The 18,461-nt window shown below is 61.5% G+C and carries 18 protein-coding genes and 3 tRNA genes; 14 read left to right on the top strand and 7 right to left on the bottom strand.

Annotated elements, in window-relative coordinates; genetic code table 11:
* Positions 1-92 precede the first annotated feature (92 nt).
* A complete protein-coding gene (locus ACQ4LH_RS11095) occupies positions 93-404 on the top strand; it encodes a YkgJ family cysteine cluster protein (protein WP_275963423.1) in 312 nt (103 codons plus the stop codon).
* 11 nt (positions 405-415) lie between these two features.
* Here ACQ4LH_RS11095 and rtcR read toward each other — a convergent pair whose 3' ends face one another.
* Positions 416-2,026, bottom strand: coding sequence for an RNA repair transcriptional activator RtcR (gene rtcR / locus ACQ4LH_RS11100; protein WP_430697222.1), 1,611 nt, complete (start codon positions 2,024-2,026; stop codon positions 416-418).
* 281 nt (positions 2,027-2,307) lie between these two features.
* On the opposite strand from rtcR, the gene ACQ4LH_RS11105 reads away from it, so the two are divergent.
* From ACQ4LH_RS11105 to rtcA, 7 genes are all read left to right on the top strand, one after another.
* Positions 2,308-2,379 (top strand) — tRNA-OTHER (locus tag ACQ4LH_RS11105).
* A 315-nt stretch (positions 2,380-2,694) separates the two neighbouring features.
* Positions 2,695-3,840, top strand: coding sequence for a slipin family protein (locus ACQ4LH_RS11110; protein ID WP_430697223.1), 1,146 nt, complete (start codon positions 2,695-2,697; stop codon positions 3,838-3,840).
* 59 nt (positions 3,841-3,899) lie between these two features.
* Positions 3,900-4,262 (top strand): zinc-ribbon domain containing protein, encoded by a 363-nt coding sequence (locus ACQ4LH_RS11115; RefSeq protein WP_430697224.1) that lies wholly within the window; start codon positions 3,900-3,902, stop codon positions 4,260-4,262.
* Between the two features lie 36 nt (positions 4,263-4,298).
* The gene (locus tag ACQ4LH_RS11120; protein WP_430697225.1) at positions 4,299-5,525 is read left to right on the top strand and encodes an RtcB family protein; all 1,227 of its coding nucleotides are present in this window, start codon (positions 4,299-4,301) and stop codon (positions 5,523-5,525) included.
* Between the two features lie 39 nt (positions 5,526-5,564).
* Positions 5,565-6,365: a nucleotidyltransferase domain-containing protein gene (locus ACQ4LH_RS11125; RefSeq protein WP_430697226.1), complete on the top strand. Its 801-nt coding sequence runs from the start codon at positions 5,565-5,567 to the stop codon at positions 6,363-6,365.
* Between the two features lie 10 nt (positions 6,366-6,375).
* Positions 6,376-7,242, top strand: coding sequence for a hypothetical protein (locus ACQ4LH_RS11130; protein ID WP_430697227.1), 867 nt, complete (start codon positions 6,376-6,378; stop codon positions 7,240-7,242).
* A 36-nt stretch (positions 7,243-7,278) separates the two neighbouring features.
* The gene (rtcA, locus tag ACQ4LH_RS11135) at positions 7,279-8,316 is read left to right on the top strand and encodes an RNA 3'-terminal phosphate cyclase (RefSeq protein WP_430697228.1); all 1,038 of its coding nucleotides are present in this window, start codon (positions 7,279-7,281) and stop codon (positions 8,314-8,316) included.
* Positions 8,317-8,366: 50 nt separating this feature from the next.
* Here rtcA and ACQ4LH_RS11140 read toward each other — a convergent pair whose 3' ends face one another.
* The 6 genes from ACQ4LH_RS11140 to hemA form a co-directional block, all read right to left on the bottom strand.
* Complete coding sequence (locus ACQ4LH_RS11140; RefSeq protein ID WP_430697229.1) at positions 8,367-8,882, bottom strand: acyloxyacyl hydrolase; 516 nt, start codon at positions 8,880-8,882, stop codon at positions 8,367-8,369.
* Positions 8,883-8,971: 89 nt separating this feature from the next.
* Positions 8,972-9,769 carry a glutamate racemase gene (murI, locus tag ACQ4LH_RS11145; RefSeq protein ID WP_430697230.1) on the bottom strand — a complete coding sequence of 266 codons (798 nt, stop codon included), beginning with the start codon at positions 9,767-9,769 and terminating at the stop codon, positions 8,972-8,974.
* The gene (locus ACQ4LH_RS11150) at positions 9,762-10,520 is read right to left on the bottom strand and encodes a molybdopterin-synthase adenylyltransferase MoeB (protein WP_430697265.1); all 759 of its coding nucleotides are present in this window, start codon (positions 10,518-10,520) and stop codon (positions 9,762-9,764) included. Before ACQ4LH_RS11150 ends, murI begins: the two co-directional genes overlap by 8 nt.
* A 19-nt stretch (positions 10,521-10,539) precedes the next feature.
* On the bottom strand, positions 10,540-11,373 hold the full coding sequence (gene prmC, locus ACQ4LH_RS11155) for a peptide chain release factor N(5)-glutamine methyltransferase (RefSeq protein WP_430697231.1): 834 nt from the start codon (positions 11,371-11,373) through the stop codon (positions 10,540-10,542).
* 51 nt (positions 11,374-11,424) lie between these two features.
* Positions 11,425-12,507, bottom strand: a complete 1,083-nt coding sequence (prfA, locus tag ACQ4LH_RS11160; protein ID WP_304866499.1) for a peptide chain release factor 1 — start codon at positions 12,505-12,507, stop codon at positions 11,425-11,427.
* Between the two features lie 9 nt (positions 12,508-12,516).
* Positions 12,517-13,812 (bottom strand): glutamyl-tRNA reductase, encoded by a 1,296-nt coding sequence (hemA, locus tag ACQ4LH_RS11165; protein ID WP_430697232.1) that lies wholly within the window; start codon positions 13,810-13,812, stop codon positions 12,517-12,519.
* Positions 13,813-13,995: 183 nt separating this feature from the next.
* Here hemA and ACQ4LH_RS11170 point away from each other — a divergent pair, with 183 nt between their 5' ends.
* From ACQ4LH_RS11170 to ACQ4LH_RS11195, 6 genes are all read left to right on the top strand, one after another.
* Entirely contained in the window at positions 13,996-15,726 is a 1,731-nt protein-coding gene (locus ACQ4LH_RS11170; RefSeq protein WP_430697233.1) for a tetratricopeptide repeat protein, read from the top strand.
* On the top strand, positions 15,726-16,343 hold the full coding sequence (gene lolB, locus ACQ4LH_RS11175) for a lipoprotein insertase outer membrane protein LolB (protein WP_430697235.1): 618 nt from the start codon (positions 15,726-15,728) through the stop codon (positions 16,341-16,343). The genes ACQ4LH_RS11170 and lolB overlap by 1 nt, the downstream gene beginning before the upstream one ends.
* Positions 16,340-17,215: a 4-(cytidine 5'-diphospho)-2-C-methyl-D-erythritol kinase gene (gene ispE, locus ACQ4LH_RS11180; RefSeq protein WP_430697236.1), complete on the top strand. Its 876-nt coding sequence runs from the start codon at positions 16,340-16,342 to the stop codon at positions 17,213-17,215. Before lolB ends, ispE begins: the two co-directional genes overlap by 4 nt.
* A gap of 43 nt (positions 17,216-17,258) precedes the next feature.
* Positions 17,259-17,333: transfer RNA gene (locus ACQ4LH_RS11185), tRNA-Gln, on the top strand.
* 52 nt (positions 17,334-17,385) lie between these two features.
* Positions 17,386-17,460 (top strand) — tRNA-Gln (locus ACQ4LH_RS11190).
* 45 nt (positions 17,461-17,505) lie between these two features.
* Positions 17,506-18,447 carry a ribose-phosphate pyrophosphokinase gene (locus tag ACQ4LH_RS11195; protein WP_090251437.1) on the top strand — a complete coding sequence of 314 codons (942 nt, stop codon included), beginning with the start codon at positions 17,506-17,508 and terminating at the stop codon, positions 18,445-18,447.
* The last annotated feature ends 14 nt before the right edge of the window (positions 18,448-18,461 follow it).

An 18,461-nucleotide genomic window follows, 5' to 3' on the forward strand; every position in this document is an offset into this window, starting at 1 on the left:
CAGGCTCAGCGTAGGGCTGGATGGATAAAACGCCAGCCACCCTACGTCGGCAGCAGACGCCGCAATAACACCGATGACGTACACTGCGCGGCATGAGTCAGAACATCCCCCATACCCAACTCGCGGACGAACCCGCAGTCAGCTGCAGCAACTGCGCGGCCTGCTGCTGTCAGCTGGAAGTCATGCTAATCACCGACACCGGCGTACCGCCGCGCTATATCGACACCGATGACTGGGGCGGCGAAGTGATGCTGCGTTTGGACGACGGCTGGTGCGCCGCGCTGGATCGCGACAGCATGCGCTGCACCATCTACGAAGTACGCCCACTGATCTGCCGCGAATTTGAAACCGCCTCGCCTGAATGTCTGGACGAGCGCAAGGGCATGAGCAGCATCTACCGCTAGCGGTATTTCCGTTACAACGCCCGCACCGCCTGCCAATCCAGCCCAAAACGCGTCAGGTATTTGCGCAGCCGATCCGCATCGTTGGGCTGGCTTTTGCCCTGGCGCGATTGGGCGAACAACTGACGACCGGCATCCGACAGGCTGGCAGCCTCGCGACAGAGCGCCACCACTCCCGGCAATTGCAACTGATCGAATAGATCCAGCGTCTGCCAGCGCTCGCCCAGCAGGCGTTCCAATTCCTGTTGAATGCCTGTCTTGGCCAGCCCTTTACCGCTCCAGGCGCGTTGCAGGCGGAGGATTTCATCCTCCACCTGAGCCTCGTCGATCCGCCCGCTGTCGGCCAGAGTCGCCATGCGGGTGATCGAGGCCGACAACTCGCGGAAGTTGCCGCTCCAGGCTGCCTCACGGCTGGCGGCGAAGGCCAGGTAACGCTGCCGCGCCTGCAAATTGAAGCGCACCTGGCGGCCCTGCTCGCGGGCATAACGCTCCAGCTCGAACTCCAGGTTCGGCTCGATATCCTCCCGCCGCCCGGCCAAACCCGGCAGTTCGAAGGTCCAGAGGTTGATACGGGCGAACAGGTCCTCGCGAAACAGACCTTGCTGCACCCGCTCGCGTAGGTCGCGGTGAGTGCCGGCGATCAGCAGAAAGTCGCTCTCCACCTCCTTGTCGCTGCCCAGGGGAAAGAAGCGCTTCTCCTCAATGGCCTTGAGCAGCATCGCCTGTTCGTCCGGCCCCAGCTCGCCGATCTCATCGAGAAACAGCATGCCGCCATCGGCCGAGCGTAACAGCCCTTCGCGCGCCGTCTGCGCGCCGGTGAACGCGCCTTTGCTATGACCAAACAGCGCGGACATAGCGCCGTCGCCGCGCAAGGTGGCGCAGTTGACCTCGACGAAACGCCCCTGCAACAGGTGCCGGGCGCGCTTGAGCTCATAGATGCGCCGGGCCAGAAACGACTTGCCCGAACCTGTCGGCCCGACCAGCAGCATCGGCGCCCGCGAGCGCACCGCCACCCGCTCGATCTGCTCGATGCTGCGGTTGAACGCCGGATTGCGCGTGGCGATGCCGGATTTGAGGAAGGCCAGAGTTTCCTGCTGCTCACGGCGAAAGCGCGTGGCGATGCCGTCGTAGCGTGACAGGTCGAGGTCGATCAGGGTGCAAGTGCCGCTGTGGGTGGTTTCTTCCGCGCGGCGCCCCGGCGAGGTCTGTGCCAGGCGCGCCGGCAGGTAGCGCGCCTCGGTCAGGAGGAACCAGCAGATCTGCGCGACGTGGGTGCCGGTGGTGATATGCACCAGGTACTCCTCACGCTCGGTATCGAAGGCATAGCTGCTGACGAACTCGTGCAGGGCGCCGTAGACCTCCTGAAAATCCCAGGGATCGCGCAAGGCCATGGCATGCAAACACACCTCGGTTTCCGGCGAGACCGCGACGATATCGTCGCGTATGCGCCCAGCCAGGCCGGCATCGCGGGGGCTGTGGATCAATTCGAGGCGGTCGATCAGCAAATCCTGCTGCTGGCACAGGCCGACGCTAGGCCGCCACTTGCTCCAGCGATTGGCACCCTTGCCGACCCTATCCAGGGTGGCACCGACAAAGCCGATGGCGACGGTTTTCTTAACGAACATTCTTATACCAAAAGATAAATAGCGATATCCAAATATAGCAATACGGGAAATAAAGCCTGAACAGATTTTATCGATCGCTTAATAATAAAAATATTTACCTTATAAATTAATGACTTATAAAAATATTCCGAAAACCTGAATATTCTGGCACGCCCCTCGCTATATCCCTCTCGACCACAGCGCCAGGCAGGCCAACGGGTCGGGAGTCATATCCCGCCGGTGCGGGGATCCACCTTCGGGTTCGGGTGCCCCGTATGCCGCCACCGCAACGCTCGGTCACTGGCTTGGTAGCTCAGTTTGGTAGAGCTCTCTTCTCCGGAAGAACGGTCGCAGGTTCGAGTCCTGCCCAGCCATTCGATAGCTCAACTGGTAGAGCAGTCTTCTTCGGAAGACGGGTCGCGGGTTCGACTCCCGCTCGATTACTGCCCTTCAACCGGCAGTTAAGCAACAACACAGCAGTACCCGTTGGCGTGGCAGAGCTTTTCGCTGCCGCCGCCGATCCGCCCAGCCCCGTGCTCGGGCGGCGGGCAGAGTCAACGTCGGGCCAAGGCAGGCCACACGACCAGGACGGTCGCGACCCACGCTCACCCCGCTGCCCCAGCACGGAAGCCCGACGGATCGGCGAACGCCGACACCAATATCGATAAAAAGCGAAAAAGGAATTAACGATGAACATGCTCAAACGCTTTGTGGTGAAAAAGAACGAACGCGCCCTGCTATACGCCGAAGGCGATTTCCAGGCCATCCTGGAGCCCGGCCTGTACCGCCGTTTCGATCCGCGCAACCGCCTGAGCGTTGAAGTTTTCAGCCTGAACTGCCCGCGCTTCGAGCACCGGTTGGCCGGTTACCTGCGTAAAGAGCAGCCGGCATTGGTCGAGCGCTGCTTCGAGCGTTTCGATACCGCCGAGCACGAGGCAGGTCTGCGCTATGAAGACGGCATGCTGGTGGAAATATTGCCGCCCGGCAGCCGTCGCCTGTACTGGAATGGCCAGAACGAACAGCGCCTGGAGCGCATCGATCTGAGCCAGGAGTACCGCCTGAAAGCCGCATTGGTCGCCCTGCTCACCCAGCCTGGTCTGCGCAGCCAAACCCTGCTGGGCCTGGATGCGGTGTTACTGACCCAGGTGCCGGCGTTCCAGGTCGGCGTGCTCAAGGTCAATGGCGAGGTGATCGAACTGTTGCCTGCCGGCCACTACGGTTTCTGGCGTTTCAACCGGCAGATCAACGTCGAGTTGGTGGATATGCGGATTCAGGCGCTGGAAGTCAGCGGCCAGGAAATCCTCACCCGCGACAAGATCAGCCTGCGTCTGAACCTGGCGGCCAACTGGCACTACAGCGACGTGTTGCTGGCCCATTCGCGCCTGGCCAAACCCCAGGAGCACCTGTACCGCGAGCTGCAATTCGGCCTGCGTGCAGCGGTGGGCACTCGCACCCTGGATGAGCTGCTGGAGAACAAGCAGTTGATCGACGAGGCAGTGAGCAGCCATCTCGCCACCAAGCTGCCGGGCTGTGGCCTGGAAGTCAGCAGCCTGGGCGTACGCGACATCATCCTGCCCGGCGAGATGAAAGCGCTGCTGGCCCAGGTGGTAGCAGCGGAGAAAGCGGCCCAGGCCAACGTGATCCGCCGCCGCGAGGAAACCTCGGCGACGCGCTCACTGCTCAACACCGCCAAGGTGATGGAAGACAACCCGACGGCATTACGCCTGAAGGAGCTGGAAACACTGGAGCGGGTGGCCGAACGCATCGACCGGATTTCCGTGTTCGGTGGTTTGGATCAGGTGCTTAACGGCCTGGTGACCCTGGCGCCGCGCTGAACCAGCCGCCTGCACTCAGTGCAGGCGGCCTGAATAAACATGCAAGGATAGGCAGCATCATGAAAAGCGGAAAACAACGCCGCCGGGAAATCAAAACGGCTCGCCTGTTGCGGGCTACCAAGGCGCAGCGAGCACTGGATCAGTACCTGCCGCTGGGCTTTAGACCGACCGAGGCGATAACGGTCAACCCAGCGCTGCTGGCGTCCTACAACAGCTACGGCGAGCCGCTATTTCTCGCCCGCGGCTGGTATCAGGATCAACCGTTTCGCTGCGTCGATTGCGATAAAGACGAAGTCTGGACCGCCGCGCAGCAGCAATGGTGGTACGAGGTGGTACAAGGCTCGGTATACGCCCATGCGGTGCGCTGCCGGCCCTGCCGCCTGATCCGCCGCCTGGCTGGCCGCGCCCAGCCAACCATTTAAATGCGCACGGCGCTTATTGAATACAGAGACAAGACCATGAAAGACACAAGTTACCAACTGCTGGAAGTCGCCAACGGCAAGCCGATCAAGCTCTGGACCCAGGGCGTGCCGGTGGAAGCCGAGGCGCAGCAGCAGCTGATCAACACCGCCAAGCTACCGTTTATCTTCAAGCACCTGGCGGTGATGCCGGATGTGCACCTGGGTAAGGGCTCGACCATCGGCAGCGTGATCCCCACCCTCGGCGCGGTGATCCCCGCTGCGGTCGGCGTGGATATCGGCTGCGGGATGATGGCCGCGCGCACCTCGCTGACCGCCAGCGATCTGCCGGATAACCTGAGCGGGCTGCGCGATGCCATCGAGCGCGCCGTGCCCCACGGCCGAACCAACACACGCGCAGGCCGCGATAAAGGCGCCTGGGAGAATGTGCCCGACGCCACCGACCAGGCCTGGGCGAATCTGGCCGGGCGTTTCAAGCTGATCACCGATAAACAGCCGCGGCTGGAGAAGACCAATAACCGCAAACACCTGGGAACCCTGGGAACCGGTAACCACTTTATCGAGGTCTGCCTGGACGAGGCCCAGCGCGTCTGGTTTATGTTGCACAGCGGTTCGCGCGGCGTGGGTAACGCCATCGGCAGCCTGTATATCGAGCTGGCCAAGGCCGATATGCGCCAGCACATCGCCAACCTGCCGGACAAGGACCTGGCCTACTTCGAAGAAGGCAGCAAGCACTATCAGGACTATGTGGAGGCCGTGGGTTGGGCCCAGGACTTCGCCCGGCAGAACCGCGAACTGATGATGCAAGCGGTGATAGCCGCAGCGCGCCAGGTAATCGGCAAGCCTTTCGAGGCCAACCTGCAGGCGGTCAACTGCCACCACAACTATGTACAGAAGGAGCGGCACTTCGGCGAAGACGTACTGATCACCCGCAAGGGCGCGGTGTCGGCGCAGAAGGGCGAACTGGGCATCATTCCCGGCTCCATGGGCGCAAAGAGCTTTATCGTCCGCGGTCTGGGCAACGAGGAAGCGTTCAGCTCCTGTAGCCACGGCGCCGGCCGGGTGATGAGCCGTACCCAGGCGAAGAAACAGTTCAGCCTGGACGACCAGATCCGCGCCACCGCCCACGTGGAATGCCGCAAGGACCTCGACGTAATCGACGAGATCCCCATGGCCTACAAGGACATCGAAAAAGTCATGCACGCCCAACGCGAGCTGGTGGAAGTGGTACACACCCTGCGCCAGGTGGTGTGCGTTAAAGGATAAGGGGTGACAGCACCCCGACTGAACAGAAGGTAACAACAGATGGACCTGCACCAACAACGCCATCCCCTCTCGGCAGAAATGCGCGAGTGGGTGTTGCGCGAACTGAAAGAAATAGAAGCACAGCATGACGTCACCGTGCTCTACGCCTGCGAGTCGGGCAGCCGCGCCTGGGGCTTTGCCTCGCCGGACAGCGACTATGACGTGCGCTTCGTCTATGTGCAGCGCCAGCCCTGGTACCTACGCGTGGACGCGCCGCGGGATGTGATCGAGCGGCCGCTGAGCGACGAGCTGGATATAGGCGGCTGGGAGCTGCGCAAGACCCTGCAACTGCTGCGCAAATCCAACCCCACGCTGCTGGAGTGGCTGGACTCACCATTGGTTTACCGCAGCGAGCCGGATGCCGCCGAGCAGTTGCGCGACCTGGCCGAGCAGTTCTACTGCCCGACCGCCGCGCGACATCACTACCTGTCGATGGCCAAAAAGAACTTCCGCGGCTACCTGCAGGATGAGCAGGTGCGCTTCAAGAAGTACCTCTATGTGCTGCGCCCGTTGCTGGCGGTGCGCTGGATCGACCAGGGCCTGGGTCGTCCGCCGATGACCTTCGCAGCGCTGCTCGACGCCACAGTCCGCGATCCTGCCCTGCTGGCGGAGATCGATGCCCTGCTGGCACTCAAGCGCCAGGTAGTGGAGTCGGCCTATGGCCCACGCCGTGCAGCGATCCATGGGTTTATCGAGCAGGCCTTGCAGCAAGCCGAAGCACAGCCGGCACTGCCCAAGGCGGGTGGCGATACGGCCGACCTCGACCGCTACCTGTGCGAGACGGTGCTGCGCTATTCGTAAGGAAGCAGCAATGCAAAAGGAAATTACCCGGTCGCTCCCAATCTGCCGACTGACCGTCAGGTTCGCTCGAAAAGCCCCCGTCGCCGTTCTGCTGCGCCGGGGGCCATCCAGATGGGTGCAATTGATTACCTGGCACCTGGATAACGATCGCCTGGAGCCAGGTCAATGGATCAAAGCCCGAATCTACGAAGACCTGTGCGATCTGTCTGAAGACGGCGAACTGTTTGTCTACTCAGCCAGAAAAGGCAGCGCCTGGACCACAAGCCATCGCGACAGGGTAGGCGAAACCTGGACCACCATCAGCCGACCACCGTTCTTCAGTGCATTGGCGCTTTGGCCAAATGGCTGCTGGGATGGCGGGGGTATGTTTACGGCCCAGAGAAGCGTGACCCTGGGCCTACCCACACCGCGCGCCCACCCGGACTATCCAGCTACGGGCATTGATGTTCACGGCTATCCGATGCCCAAATACCAACCGCAAAGCCTGTCGACGCAGATAGCCCTGCGCGACGGCTGGCAACCTCTAGCTTGCTCGACCGAAGAACTTCAGGGTTATTACTGGCGACTCCAATCGCCCTTGGAAAAGCTCGGCTGCAAGGGCTCTGTACGAATCCTCAGAACAACGACGCGCGACAAGCGTTACAAAACAACCGATCACTTCCGCGTGCTCAACGTGCATGGAGAAACCGACCTCGGCGCAGCCGATTTCGTCGACTTCGACTCTAAGGGTCGCCTGACTCAAGGGCGCTCGGGCCGCCTGCTGGTTTGCAGTGATCCCACTGGGCAGCAGTTGGAATGGCAAGAACTGGCAGATCTTTCGAGCTCAGTCCCCACCCCACTGCCACCTGCCGACTGGGCAAAACAATGGCCCGCATAACGCCCCGTGATCATGACAACTGGAGCAACAAGACCAATGAACAAGGATTTCCTCGAACTGGACGGCGCCATCGGCGGTGGCCAGGTATTGCGCAGCGCGCTAAGCCTGTCGATGGTCAGCGGGCGGCCGTTTCGGATCGTCAATATTCGCGCTCAGCGCAGCCGACCGGGTTTGTTGCGTCAGCACCTGACTGCGGTGCTGGCTGCGGCCGAGGTTTGTGGCGCTCAGGTTGAGGGTGCGCAGCTGGGTTCGATGAACCTGAGTTTTCGCCCCGGTGCTATCCAGGCCGGCGACTACAGCTTCAGCATCGGCACCGCCGGCAGTTGCACCCTGGTATTGCAGACGCTGCTGCCGGCCTTGCTGCGCGCCCCCGATAACAGCCGCCTGCGGATCAGCGGCGGCACCCACAACCCAGCCGCGCCGCCGAGCGATTTTCTCCAGCATGCCTGGTTGCCGCTGTTACGGCGCATGGGCGCCCAGCTGGAATTGACCCTGCTGCGCCATGGCTTCGCTCCGGCCGGCGGCGGGCAGTTGGAGTTGCATGTACAGCCCAGCCAACTGCAACCGCTGCACCTGGAACAACGCGGCGCGGTGCTCGACCAGCAGGCGCGCTGCCTGCTGGCCGGTGTGCCCGGCCATGTCGGTGCAAGGGAACTGGAACGTTTGGCCAAACGCCTGAAATTGCCGGAAGAGGCGCTGCATTTCGTCCACCTGCCACAAGAGCACGGCCCGGGTAACGCATTGCTGCTGGAAGTACGCTGCGAACATGTCAGCGAGCTATTCGCTGCCTTCGGTCAGCCGCGCCTGCGCGCCGAGAACGTTGCCGATCAGGTGGCGAAACAGGCCCGCGACTGGCTCGGCGGCGAGAGCGCCGTAGCCGAGCACCTGGCCGATCAGTTGCTGCTGCCCATGGCATTGGCCGGCGGCGGCAGCTTTACCACACCGCGGCGTACGGAACATCTGGATAGCAATATCCAGGTGATCGAAACCTTTATGCCGGTACGTATCCACTGCGAAACCCTCGGGCCGGAGCGGGTAGGGGTCAGTTTGCTGACTGCCTCCATAATCAACTGACAAACCAATAAAAAGCCGGATAACAATCCGGCTTTTAACAGCTCAATCCGCTAGAAACTCATGCGGTAATGCAGGCTATAACTCTCGACCCCGTCGTTAGGCTGTTTAAGCCCGGCGTTGGAGTAATGCAGGGCACGCACGCCAACTTCCTGCCCGGCGAAACGCACACCAAAACCGATGCGGTCTTCAAACTGGAAAGACGAGCCCAGGTCGTTGTCTTCCAGCTCGGTGCTGCTGAACGCGGCAATGCCGATACCAGCTTCGATATAGGGCTTGAAGCGCTGGCCGGCAAACTCGTAGACGAACACCGGGCTAAGCGAAAGACTGTGGTTGCTGGAGGCTTCGTCACCGTCCCAATAGGTGTACGCAGCATCCCAATAGCCGGTCAGGCGACCGACATCACTGACAAACCAGCTCTGGTTGAAATCGAACTGGGTGCCCAGGCGATAGGTCATGGTCGAGTCGCCCGTCTGGCCGACCGCCACGCTTAGATCCATCGCCTGCACTGCACTGACTTGCCCCCAAGCCAAGGCTGCCAACGCAGCCAGAGTCACGACTTTTCTCATGGTAATAATCCTTATCCGCCCAAGTAGAAGCTTGCTGACGCTGCTTGAGAGTATAGAAATTTTTAGCTGACGAAAAAGCCGACTTATGGCTAAACCGTTCCAGGCAGGCCACTGACCAGCGCCGCCTCGCCCCACAGCAACGGCAACACCTGCTGCATGGCAGCCGGATCACCACTCGACCAGAACTGTGCTTGCTGAGCCGGACCACTGGCCAGCAGATCATGGCTGGTCAGCAGGCGCTGGACTTGCCGCGCCACCGCTGCGCCCGTGTCGATCAGGCTGATCGAGTCCGGCACCAAACTGCGCAGCAACGGTTTGATAAAGGGGTAATGGGTGCAGCCGAGAATCAGCGTGTCGCAGTCCTCGGCCAGGAGCGGCGCGACAAAGCCCTGGAGCAACTCGCGGGTAGCATCGCTATCCAGCTCACCGGCCTCAATGCGTTCGACCAGCCCAGGACAAGGCTGAGTAATCACCCGCACATCGTTGGCAAAGCGGTCGAGCAAGGCGGCGAATTTGGCGCTTTTCAGTGTGCCGGTGGTGGCCAACACTCCGACCACACCAGATTGAGTCGCTGCCGCTGCAGGCTTGACCGCCGGCTCCATGCCCACCAAAGGCAAGTGCGGATACAGCTCACGCAGCTCGGCCACCCCGGCCACCGTGGCGGTGTTGCAGGCCAGCACCAGCGCCTTGGCCCCCTGAGCCAGAAGAAACTCGGCCAACACCCGGCAGCGCTCGCGAATAAATTCCGGGCTCTTCTCGCCGTAGGGCACATGGCCGCTGTCGGCGACATACAGCAGCGACTCATTCGGCAGCAGCGCGCGAATCTCGCGCAGCACCGACAAACCGCCGACGCCGGAGTCAAATACGCCAATCGGCGCGTTACTCACTGCTGGCCACTCCACACACGCTGCAACCCGGATCACGCTTGACCCGCAGCTCACGGAAACGACTGCCCAGCGCATCGATCAGTAGCAAGCGACCAACCAGCGGCTCACCAAACTGCGCCAGCAGCTTCAGCGCTTCCAGCGCCTGCAGACTGCCGACCAGGCCCACCAGCGGGCCGACCACGCCGGCTTCGCTGCAGGTCAGCTCGGCTTCGCTGCCGTGGCCGTAGATGCAGTGGTAGCAGGGGCTGTCATCGCGACGCGGGTCAAATACCGAGAGCTGGCCTTCCAGGCGAATCGCCGCGCCACTGACCAGCGGCACCTTGGCGGCGACACAGGCAGCGTTGACCGCCTCGCGGGTGCTGAAGTTGTCCGAGCAATCCAGCACCAGGTCCACCGCCGCCACAGCTGCTGCCAACGAGTCGCTGTCCAGGCCCTGACGATGAGCCTGCAGGCGCAGCTGCGGGTTAATCGCCAGCAGGCGCTTGCTCGCCGAATCGACCTTGCTCTGACCGATGCTGGCCGTGTCGTGGGCGATCTGTCGTTGCAGATTGGTCAGGTCGACCGTGTCGAAGTCCGCCAGATGCAACTCACCGACACCGGCGGCGGCCAGGTACAGCGCCACCGGCGAACCCAGGCCGCCGAGGCCGATGATCAGCGCACGACTGTTTTTCAGGCGCAGCTGGCCGGCGATATCGATCTGTTGCAGCAGGATCTGCCGGCTGTAGCGCAGCAGCTCCTCGTCATTCAGCATGTCCTGCGCACTCATGGCATCACTCATTATCGAAGCGTCCCAGACTGATGCGCTCATGGCCGCCGAGGTCACGCCGGCTTTCTACCGCGCTAAAGCCACGCGCGCTAAGTAGCTCACGCACAGCCGCGGCCTGATCGAAGCCATGCTCCAGCAGCAGCCAGCCGCCTGCTTCAAGATAGTCCGGGGACTGCTGGATGATCAGGCGAATATCGTCCAGCCCATCCGCGCCCGCCACCAAGGCGCTGCTCGGCTCGAAGCGCACATCGCCCTCGGCCAGATGACGGTCATCGGCGGCGATATAGGGCGGGTTGCTGACGATCAGCTGATAGCGCTGCCCGGCCAGGGCGCTAAACCAGTGGCTTGCAACAAAGCTGGCATTGGCCAGTTTGAGCCGTGCGCGGTTGCGTTCGGCCAGGGCCACCGCCTCCACCACACGATCCACACCGGTGAGCCGCCAGGCCGGGCGCTCGCTGGCCAAGGCCAGAGCAATCGCACCGGTGCCGGTGCCTAGATCGAGCAGCGCGGCAGGCGTGGCTGGCAGCAGCGCGAGCACGGTTTCCACCAGCAGCTCGGTGTCCGGGCGCGGAATCAGGGTATGCGACGCCACCTCCAGCTCCAGGCTCCAGAAGCCCTGCTGACCAAGGATATAGGCCACCGGCTCACCGGCCTGACGCCGCACCAGCGCAGCCTGATAACGCTCAAGCTGCGGCGCATCGAGTTCGCGCTCCGGCCAGGTGTGCAGATAACTGCGCGACTTGCCCAGGGCGTGGGCGAGCAACAGCTCGGCGTCCAGACGCGGGGTCGGCGAGTCGGGTAGTTCGGCGTGGTTGAGCAGGGATTCGATAGTGGCCATGGGATTTATTTCCGTAGCCCGGATGCACTCCGGGACATGCTCAAACCCGCATCAATCGCCCAGCGCGGCCAGCTGATCGGCCTGATATTCGACCAGCAGCGGCTCGATAATCGCTTCGACGCCGCCGGCAATCACTTCGTTCAGCGAATACAGGGTCAGGTTGATACGGTGATCGGTGACTCGCCCCTGCGGAAAGTTGTAGGTGCGAATGCGCTCGGAACGGTCACCGGAGCCCACCAGCAACTTGCGCGAGTCGGAAATTTCCTTGTGCGCGGCGGCTTCCTGCTGGTCTTTCAATTTGGCCGCAAGCCAGGCCATGGCCTTGGCGCGGTTCTTGTGCTGCGAACGTTCTTCCTGACACTCCACCACGGTACCGGTGGGAATGTGGGTGATGCGGATCGCCGAGTCGGTGGTGTTGACGTGCTGACCACCGGCACCGGAGCTGCGGTAGGTGTCCACGCGCAGGTCGGCCGGGTTGATATCGATGGCCATCTGCTCATCCGGCTCGGGCAGCACGGCGACGGTACAGGCCGAGGTGTGGATGCGCCCCTGGGATTCAGTTTCCGGCACACGCTGCACACGGTGCGCACCAGACTCGAACTTGAGCTTGCCATAGACGTTGTCGCCCTCGACCCGGGCAATCACTTCTTTATAACCGCCGTGCTCACCTTCGCTGGCCGACAGCACCTCAACCCGCCAGCCCTGCTTCTCGGCATAGCGCGAATACATGCGGAACAGGTCGCCGGAGAAGATCGCCGCCTCGTCGCCGCCGGTGCCGGCGCGCACTTCGAGGAATACATTACGGCCGTCGTTGGGGTCTTTCGGCAGCAACATGCGTTGCAGGCTGGCTTCCAGTTCGATCAGCTGCTCCTTAGCCTCGGCAACTTCTTCCTCGGCCATCTCGCGCATGTCCGGGTCGCTGTCTTTGAGCAGCGCCTGGGCACCTTCGAGGTCGGACTGGACTTTACGGAACGCACTGAACGCCTGGTACACCGGCTCAATCTCGGCGTACTCCTTGGAGTAGGCGCGAAACTGCGGCTGGTTACTGATCACTTCGGCATCGCCGAGCAGCGCGGTCAGCTCTTCAAAACGATCCTGCAACAGGTCGAGTTTATTGATCAGTGACGCTTTCATTGCAGACCTTTATTTATTAGCCGAACTGCTATGGGTAGAAGCAGGCGGCGCGCCCTCGTCGAGGGCAAACAGTTCTTGAGCCACGCCCAGCGCATCGACGCGGCCGTCAGCGGAGAATTTTTTCAGCTGCACGCTGGGCGCATGCAGCAGCTTGTTGGTCAGACCGCGGGCCAGCAGCGCCAGGACGTCCTCGGCCGAGCTACCGTTATTGAGCAGGCGCAAAGCCTTGTTCAGCTCCTCATCACGCAAACGCTCGGCTTGCTGACGGTAGGCCTTAAGCACATCCACCGCCGCCAGCTCGCGCAGACGCTGCATAAAGTCGCGGGCGCCAACGCTGACCAGCTCTTCGGCGGCCTGAGCGGCGCCCTGGCGGCTTTTGAGGTTTTCCGCGATCACCTCATGCAGGTCATCGACGGTGTAGAGGTAAACGTCGTCCAACTCGCCGACTTCCGGCTCGATATCGCGCGGCACGGCGATGTCGACCATAAAGATCGGCTTGTGCTTGCGCTGCTTCAGTGCGCGCTCGACCGCGCCCTTGCCGAGAATCGGCAGCTGGCTGGCAGTGGAGCTGATAACAATATCGCTGTTAACCAGCTCATCGGGGATTTCCGAGAGCAGCACGGCGTGGGCGCCGAATTGTTCGGCCAGACTGCTGGCGCGCTCCAAGGTGCGATTGGCGACTACGATGCGCTTGATACCCTGATCGTGCAGATGGCGAGCGACCAGGCTGATGGTTTCACCCGCGCCGATCAGCAGCGCCTGGCTGCGGTGCAGGTCAGCGAAAATCTGCTTAGCCAGGCTGACTGCGGCAAAAGCCACGGATACCGGGTTTTCGCCAATCGCGGTATCAGTGCGCACGGTCTTGGCGGTGCTGAAGGTGGCCTGAAACAGGCGGCCGAGCAGCGGGCCGAGGGTGCCGGCCTCACGGGCTACGGCAAAGGCCGATTTCATCTGCCCGAGAATCTGCGGCTCGCCCAACACCATCGAGTCCAGCCCCGAAGCTACGCGCATCATATGACGCACAGCTTCGTCATCGGCATGGATATAGGCACAAGCGCGCAGTTCTTCGAGGCTTAGCCGGTGATAGGCAGCCAACCAGGCCAGCACTTCATCGGCGCTCAGGTCATCCTGTTCGAGGTACAGCTCACTGCGATTGCAGGTCGAAAGAATCGCCGCCTCGCGACTGCTGGTGCGCTGACACAGCTGCTGCAATGCCTCAACCAACTGCTCAGGAGTGAAAGCCACGCGTTCGCGGACGTCCACCGAGGCGGTCTTGTGGTTGATACCGAGGGCAATAAAGGCCATGCACGTCGCTGACAGGGAGTGGAAGCCGGCAATTGTCCTACTTCGGCAAAGCGAGAACAACCACTGCGGCCTATTGTCCCAATAGCCAGGTTTATCTCTTAATCCGCATCATTACAGCCCATGGGCTTGCCCCAGCGCTTGTGTCATGATGCCCAAACCGCAGGTTGGCCACATACTCTTCCTATGAATAGATCCTTCGCGTTGCTGACTGCCGCTGCCTTTTTAAGTGGCTGCCAGACCTTTGCTCCCTCTGCCCCGGATGGCACGCCACCGGTGGAAGACCCCGCTGTTGTTGCTGCAGAAACCCAGCCGCAGGTTTACCGCAACTTCAGCCAGGAAACCCTGCTGTCGCTGCTGGTCGCGGAACTGGCCGGCCAACGCAACCGCTTCGACATTGCCCTGGAAAACTATGTAGAGCAGGCCAATGCCACCCAGGATGCCGGCGTCGCCGAGCGTGGCTTTCGTATAGCCGAGTACCTGGGGGCCGAGCAGCCCGCGCTGGAAACCAGCCTGCTGTGGGCCAAGACCGCACCCGAAAATATCGACGCGCAGCGCGCAGCTGCCGTGCAACTAGCGCGCGCCGGTCGCTATGACGAGTCCATGACCTTTATGGAGCAGGTGCTGCAGCGTCAGGGCGATACGCATTTCGACTTCCTCGCCCTGTCCGCCGCTGAAACCGACCCGGATACCCGCGCCGGCCTGCTGCAGAGCTTTGATCGTTTGCAGGCCAAATATCCGGACAATAGCCAGCTGCAATTTGGCAAAGCCCTGTTGCTGCAACAAGACGGCCGCCCGCAGGAAGCCCTGGAACTGTTGGAGCAACAACCCAGCAAAGATCGCCCCATCGCGTCGATCCTGCTGCACGCGCGTCTGCTGCAAAGCCTTGAGCGCAACGACGACGCCCTGCCGCTGCTGGAAAAAGGCATCGAGCAGCACCCGGACGACAAACGTCTGCGCCTGACCTACGCCCGCCTGCTGGTGGCAGAAGATCGTCTGGATGAAGCCAAGGGCGAGTTTGCCTCGCTGCTGCAGCAACACCCCAACGACGACGACCTGCGTTTCTCCCTGGCGCTGGTCTGCCTGGAAGCCAAAGCCTGGGAAGAGGCGATTGTCTACCTAGAAGAGCTGGTCGAGCGCGGTAGCCATGTCGAAGCGGCGCACTACAACCTGGCTCGCGCCTATGAAGAACTCGGCGACACCCCCAGCGCGCTGATCGAATACGCCATGGTCGGCCCTGGCAACGACTACCTGCCCGCCCAGGCTCGGCAGAGCGATTTGCTGTTCAAGGAGCAACGCGCCGAAGAGGCCTCCGAACGCCTGCGCCAGGCCCGCGAAAGCCAGCCTGACTACGCCATCCAGCTTTACCTGATCGAGGCCGAGGCCTGGTCCAAGCAGCAGGACACCGAGCGCGCCTGGAAGCTGATCCAGCAAGCCCTGGAGCAGTTCCCGGAAGACCTCAACCTGCTCTACACCCGCGCCATGCTCGCGGAAAAACGCGACAATCTGGCCCTGCTGGAGCAAGACCTGCGCTTTATTCTCGAGCGCGAACCGGACAACGCCATGGCCCTCAACGCTCTGGGCTACACCCTGGCCGACCGCACCACGCGTTACGCCGAAGCCAAACAGCTGATCGAGCAAGCGCACCAGCTCAATCCGGAAGACCCGGCGATTCTCGACAGCCTCGGCTGGGTAAATTACCGCCTGGGCAATCTGGACGAGGCAGAACGCCTACTGCGTCAAGCGCTGCAGGAATTCCCCGACCACGAAGTAGCCGCCCATCTGGGTGAAGTACTGTGGGCTCAGGGCAAACAGAAAGAAGCGCGCAAACTCTGGCGTGAAGCTCTGAAACAGCAACCCGACAGCACAATCCTGCGCAGCACCCTGTTGCGCCTGACCGGAGCAGAGACACTCTGATGTTTGCGCGCCACCTGATAGTTTTCAGCCTGATCACATTATTGGCCGGCTGCGCCGGCCTGACCTCCCGCGAAGCCCTCGAAGGCCAGGGCGATGCGCAAAGTTGGCAAGCCCACAAGCAGCAGATCAGCAGCCTGGACGCCTGGCAGATCAACGGCAAAGTCGGCATCCGCGCACCGAAAGACTCCGGCAGCGGCACCCTGTTCTGGCTGCAGCGCCAGGATTACTACGACATCCGCCTGTCCGGTCCACTGGGTCGCGGCGCTGCACGCCTGACCGGCCGCCCTGGCGCAATCCAGCTGGAAGTCGCCAACCAGGGCCGCTACCAGGCAGAGTCACCGGAACAGCTGCTGCAAGACCAACTCGGCCTGAACCTGCCGGTATCGCACCTGCTCTGGTGGATTCGCGGCCTACCCTCCCCCGATAGCAAAAGCCGCCTGAACCTCGACAGCCAAAGCCACCTGGCGCAACTGAGTCAGGACGGCTGGCACGTCGAGTACCTGAGCTATGCCGAACAGAATGGCTTCTGGCTGCCTGAACGCATCAAGCTCAGCGGTTTCGACCTGCAAGTCACCCTGGTGATCAAGGACTGGCAACCGCGCCAGCTCGGTCAATGAGCGCCCCGGCAATACCCGCCGCTGCCGAACTGATTCTGCCGGCACCGGCCAAGCTCAACCTGATGCTGCATATCCTCGGCCGCCGCGCCGACGGCTATCACGAGCTGCAAACCCTGTTTCAGTTTCTCGACTTCGGTGACGAGCTGGGCTTTGCCCTGCGCACCGACGGTGAAATTCACCTGCATACGCCCATCGACGGCGTACCCCACGATAGCAACCTGATCGTGCGTGCCGCGCGCATGCTGCAACAGCACGCAAACTGCACCCAGGGTGCCAACATCTGGCTGGACAAGCGCCTGCCCATGGGCGGCGGCATTGGCGGCGGCAGTTCGGATGCCGCGACCACCCTACTCGGCCTCAACCATCTGTGGCAGCTGAACTACAGCGAAGATCAACTGGCCACACTGGGCCTGAGCCTCGGAGCAGACGTGCCGGTATTCGTACGCGGTCACGCCGCCTTTGCCGAAGGTGTAGGTGAAAAGCTGCAACCGGTGACCCTGAGTGAACCCTGGTTTCTTGTCGCGATTCCGCAAGTACTTGTCAGCACAGCGGAAATTTTCTCCGACCCCGAGTTGACACGGGATACGCCGCCCATTAAAGTTCGCAGCCTTCTTGAGGGGGGTGGTCGTAATGACTGCCAGCCGGTGGTCCAGAAGCGTTATCCAGAAGTTCATAACGCTTTGATCTTGTTGAACAAATTTGTTCCAACCAGATTAACCGGCACTGGAGCTTGTGTGTTTGGGAGCTTCCCAAACCAGGACGATGCTGATAAAGTCGCCCGCCAACTTCCAGCCACTTTGCCAAGTTTTATTGCCCAAGGCCGTAACATTTCGATGTTGCACCGCAAGCTCGAAACATTGGTCAGGAAGTGAATGTTCGCTCTTAGTAATTAAGAGCACAGAGTTGTACGGTAATAGGGGCGTCGCCAAGCGGTAAGGCACCAGGTTTTGATCCTGGCATGCGTTGGTTCGAATCCAGCCGCCCCTGCCATTTCCGCCCTGGAGCGGATACACAACTCAAAGCATTCGGTTACACAGGATACAGGGGCGTCGCCAAGCGGTAAGGCACCAGGTTTTGATCCTGGCATGCGTTGGTTCGAATCCAGCCGCCCCTGCCATTTCTGTACTCATCCAGGTATACCCCCAGCCGGCAGGTACTGCGCGTGTCCAAGATGATGGTTTTTACGGGGAACGCTAACCCCGATCTGGCGCGACGTATCGTACGTCAGCTGCACATTCCCCTCGGTGATGCTTCTGTCGGTAAATTTTCCGACGGCGAGATCATGATTGAAATCAACGAAAACGTCCGCGGTAAAGACGTCTTCCTGATTCAACCGACGTGCGCGCCAACCAACGACAACCTGATGGAACTGGTAGTGATGGCCGACGCCTTCCGCCGCTCCTCAGCGACCCGAATTACTGCAGTTATCCCCTACTTCGGCTATGCCCGCCAGGATCGCCGTCCGCGTTCCGCTCGCGTGGCCATCAGCGCCAAAGTTGTGGCTGACATGCTCACCGTTGTAGGTATCGACCGGGTTTTGACCGTCGACCTGCACGCGGATCAGATCCAGGGTTTCTTCGATATCCCGGTAGATAACATCTACGGTTCCCCAGTACTGGTGGACGATATCGAAGACCAGCGCTTTGAAAACCTGATGATTGTCTCCCCGGACATCGGCGGCGTAGTGCGTGCACGCGCTGTGGCCAAGTCCCTGGGTGTTGACCTGGCGATCATCGACAAGCGCCGCGAGAAAGCCAACCACTCCGAAGTGATGCATATCATCGGTGATGTTGAAGGCCGTACCTGCATCCTGGTTGACGACATGGTGGATACCGCTGGCACTCTGTGCCACGCCGCCAAAGCGCTGAAAGAACACGGCGCCTCGAAAGTCTTCGCCTACGCCACACACGCTGTACTGTCTGGCCGCGCAATCGAAAACATTGAAAAATCTGTACTCGACGAGCTGGTGGTGACTAACACCATCCCGCTGTCCGCCGCCGCGCAATCCTGTTCGCGTATTCGCCAACTGGATATCGCCCCGGTAGTCGCTGAAGCGGTCCGCCGCATCAGCAATGAAGAATCGATCAGCGCGATGTTCCGTTAATTCGGCACACGCCC

This window comes from Pseudomonas peli (assembly GCF_050563605.1).
Taxonomy (GTDB): domain Bacteria; phylum Pseudomonadota; class Gammaproteobacteria; order Pseudomonadales; family Pseudomonadaceae; genus Aquipseudomonas; species Aquipseudomonas peli_A.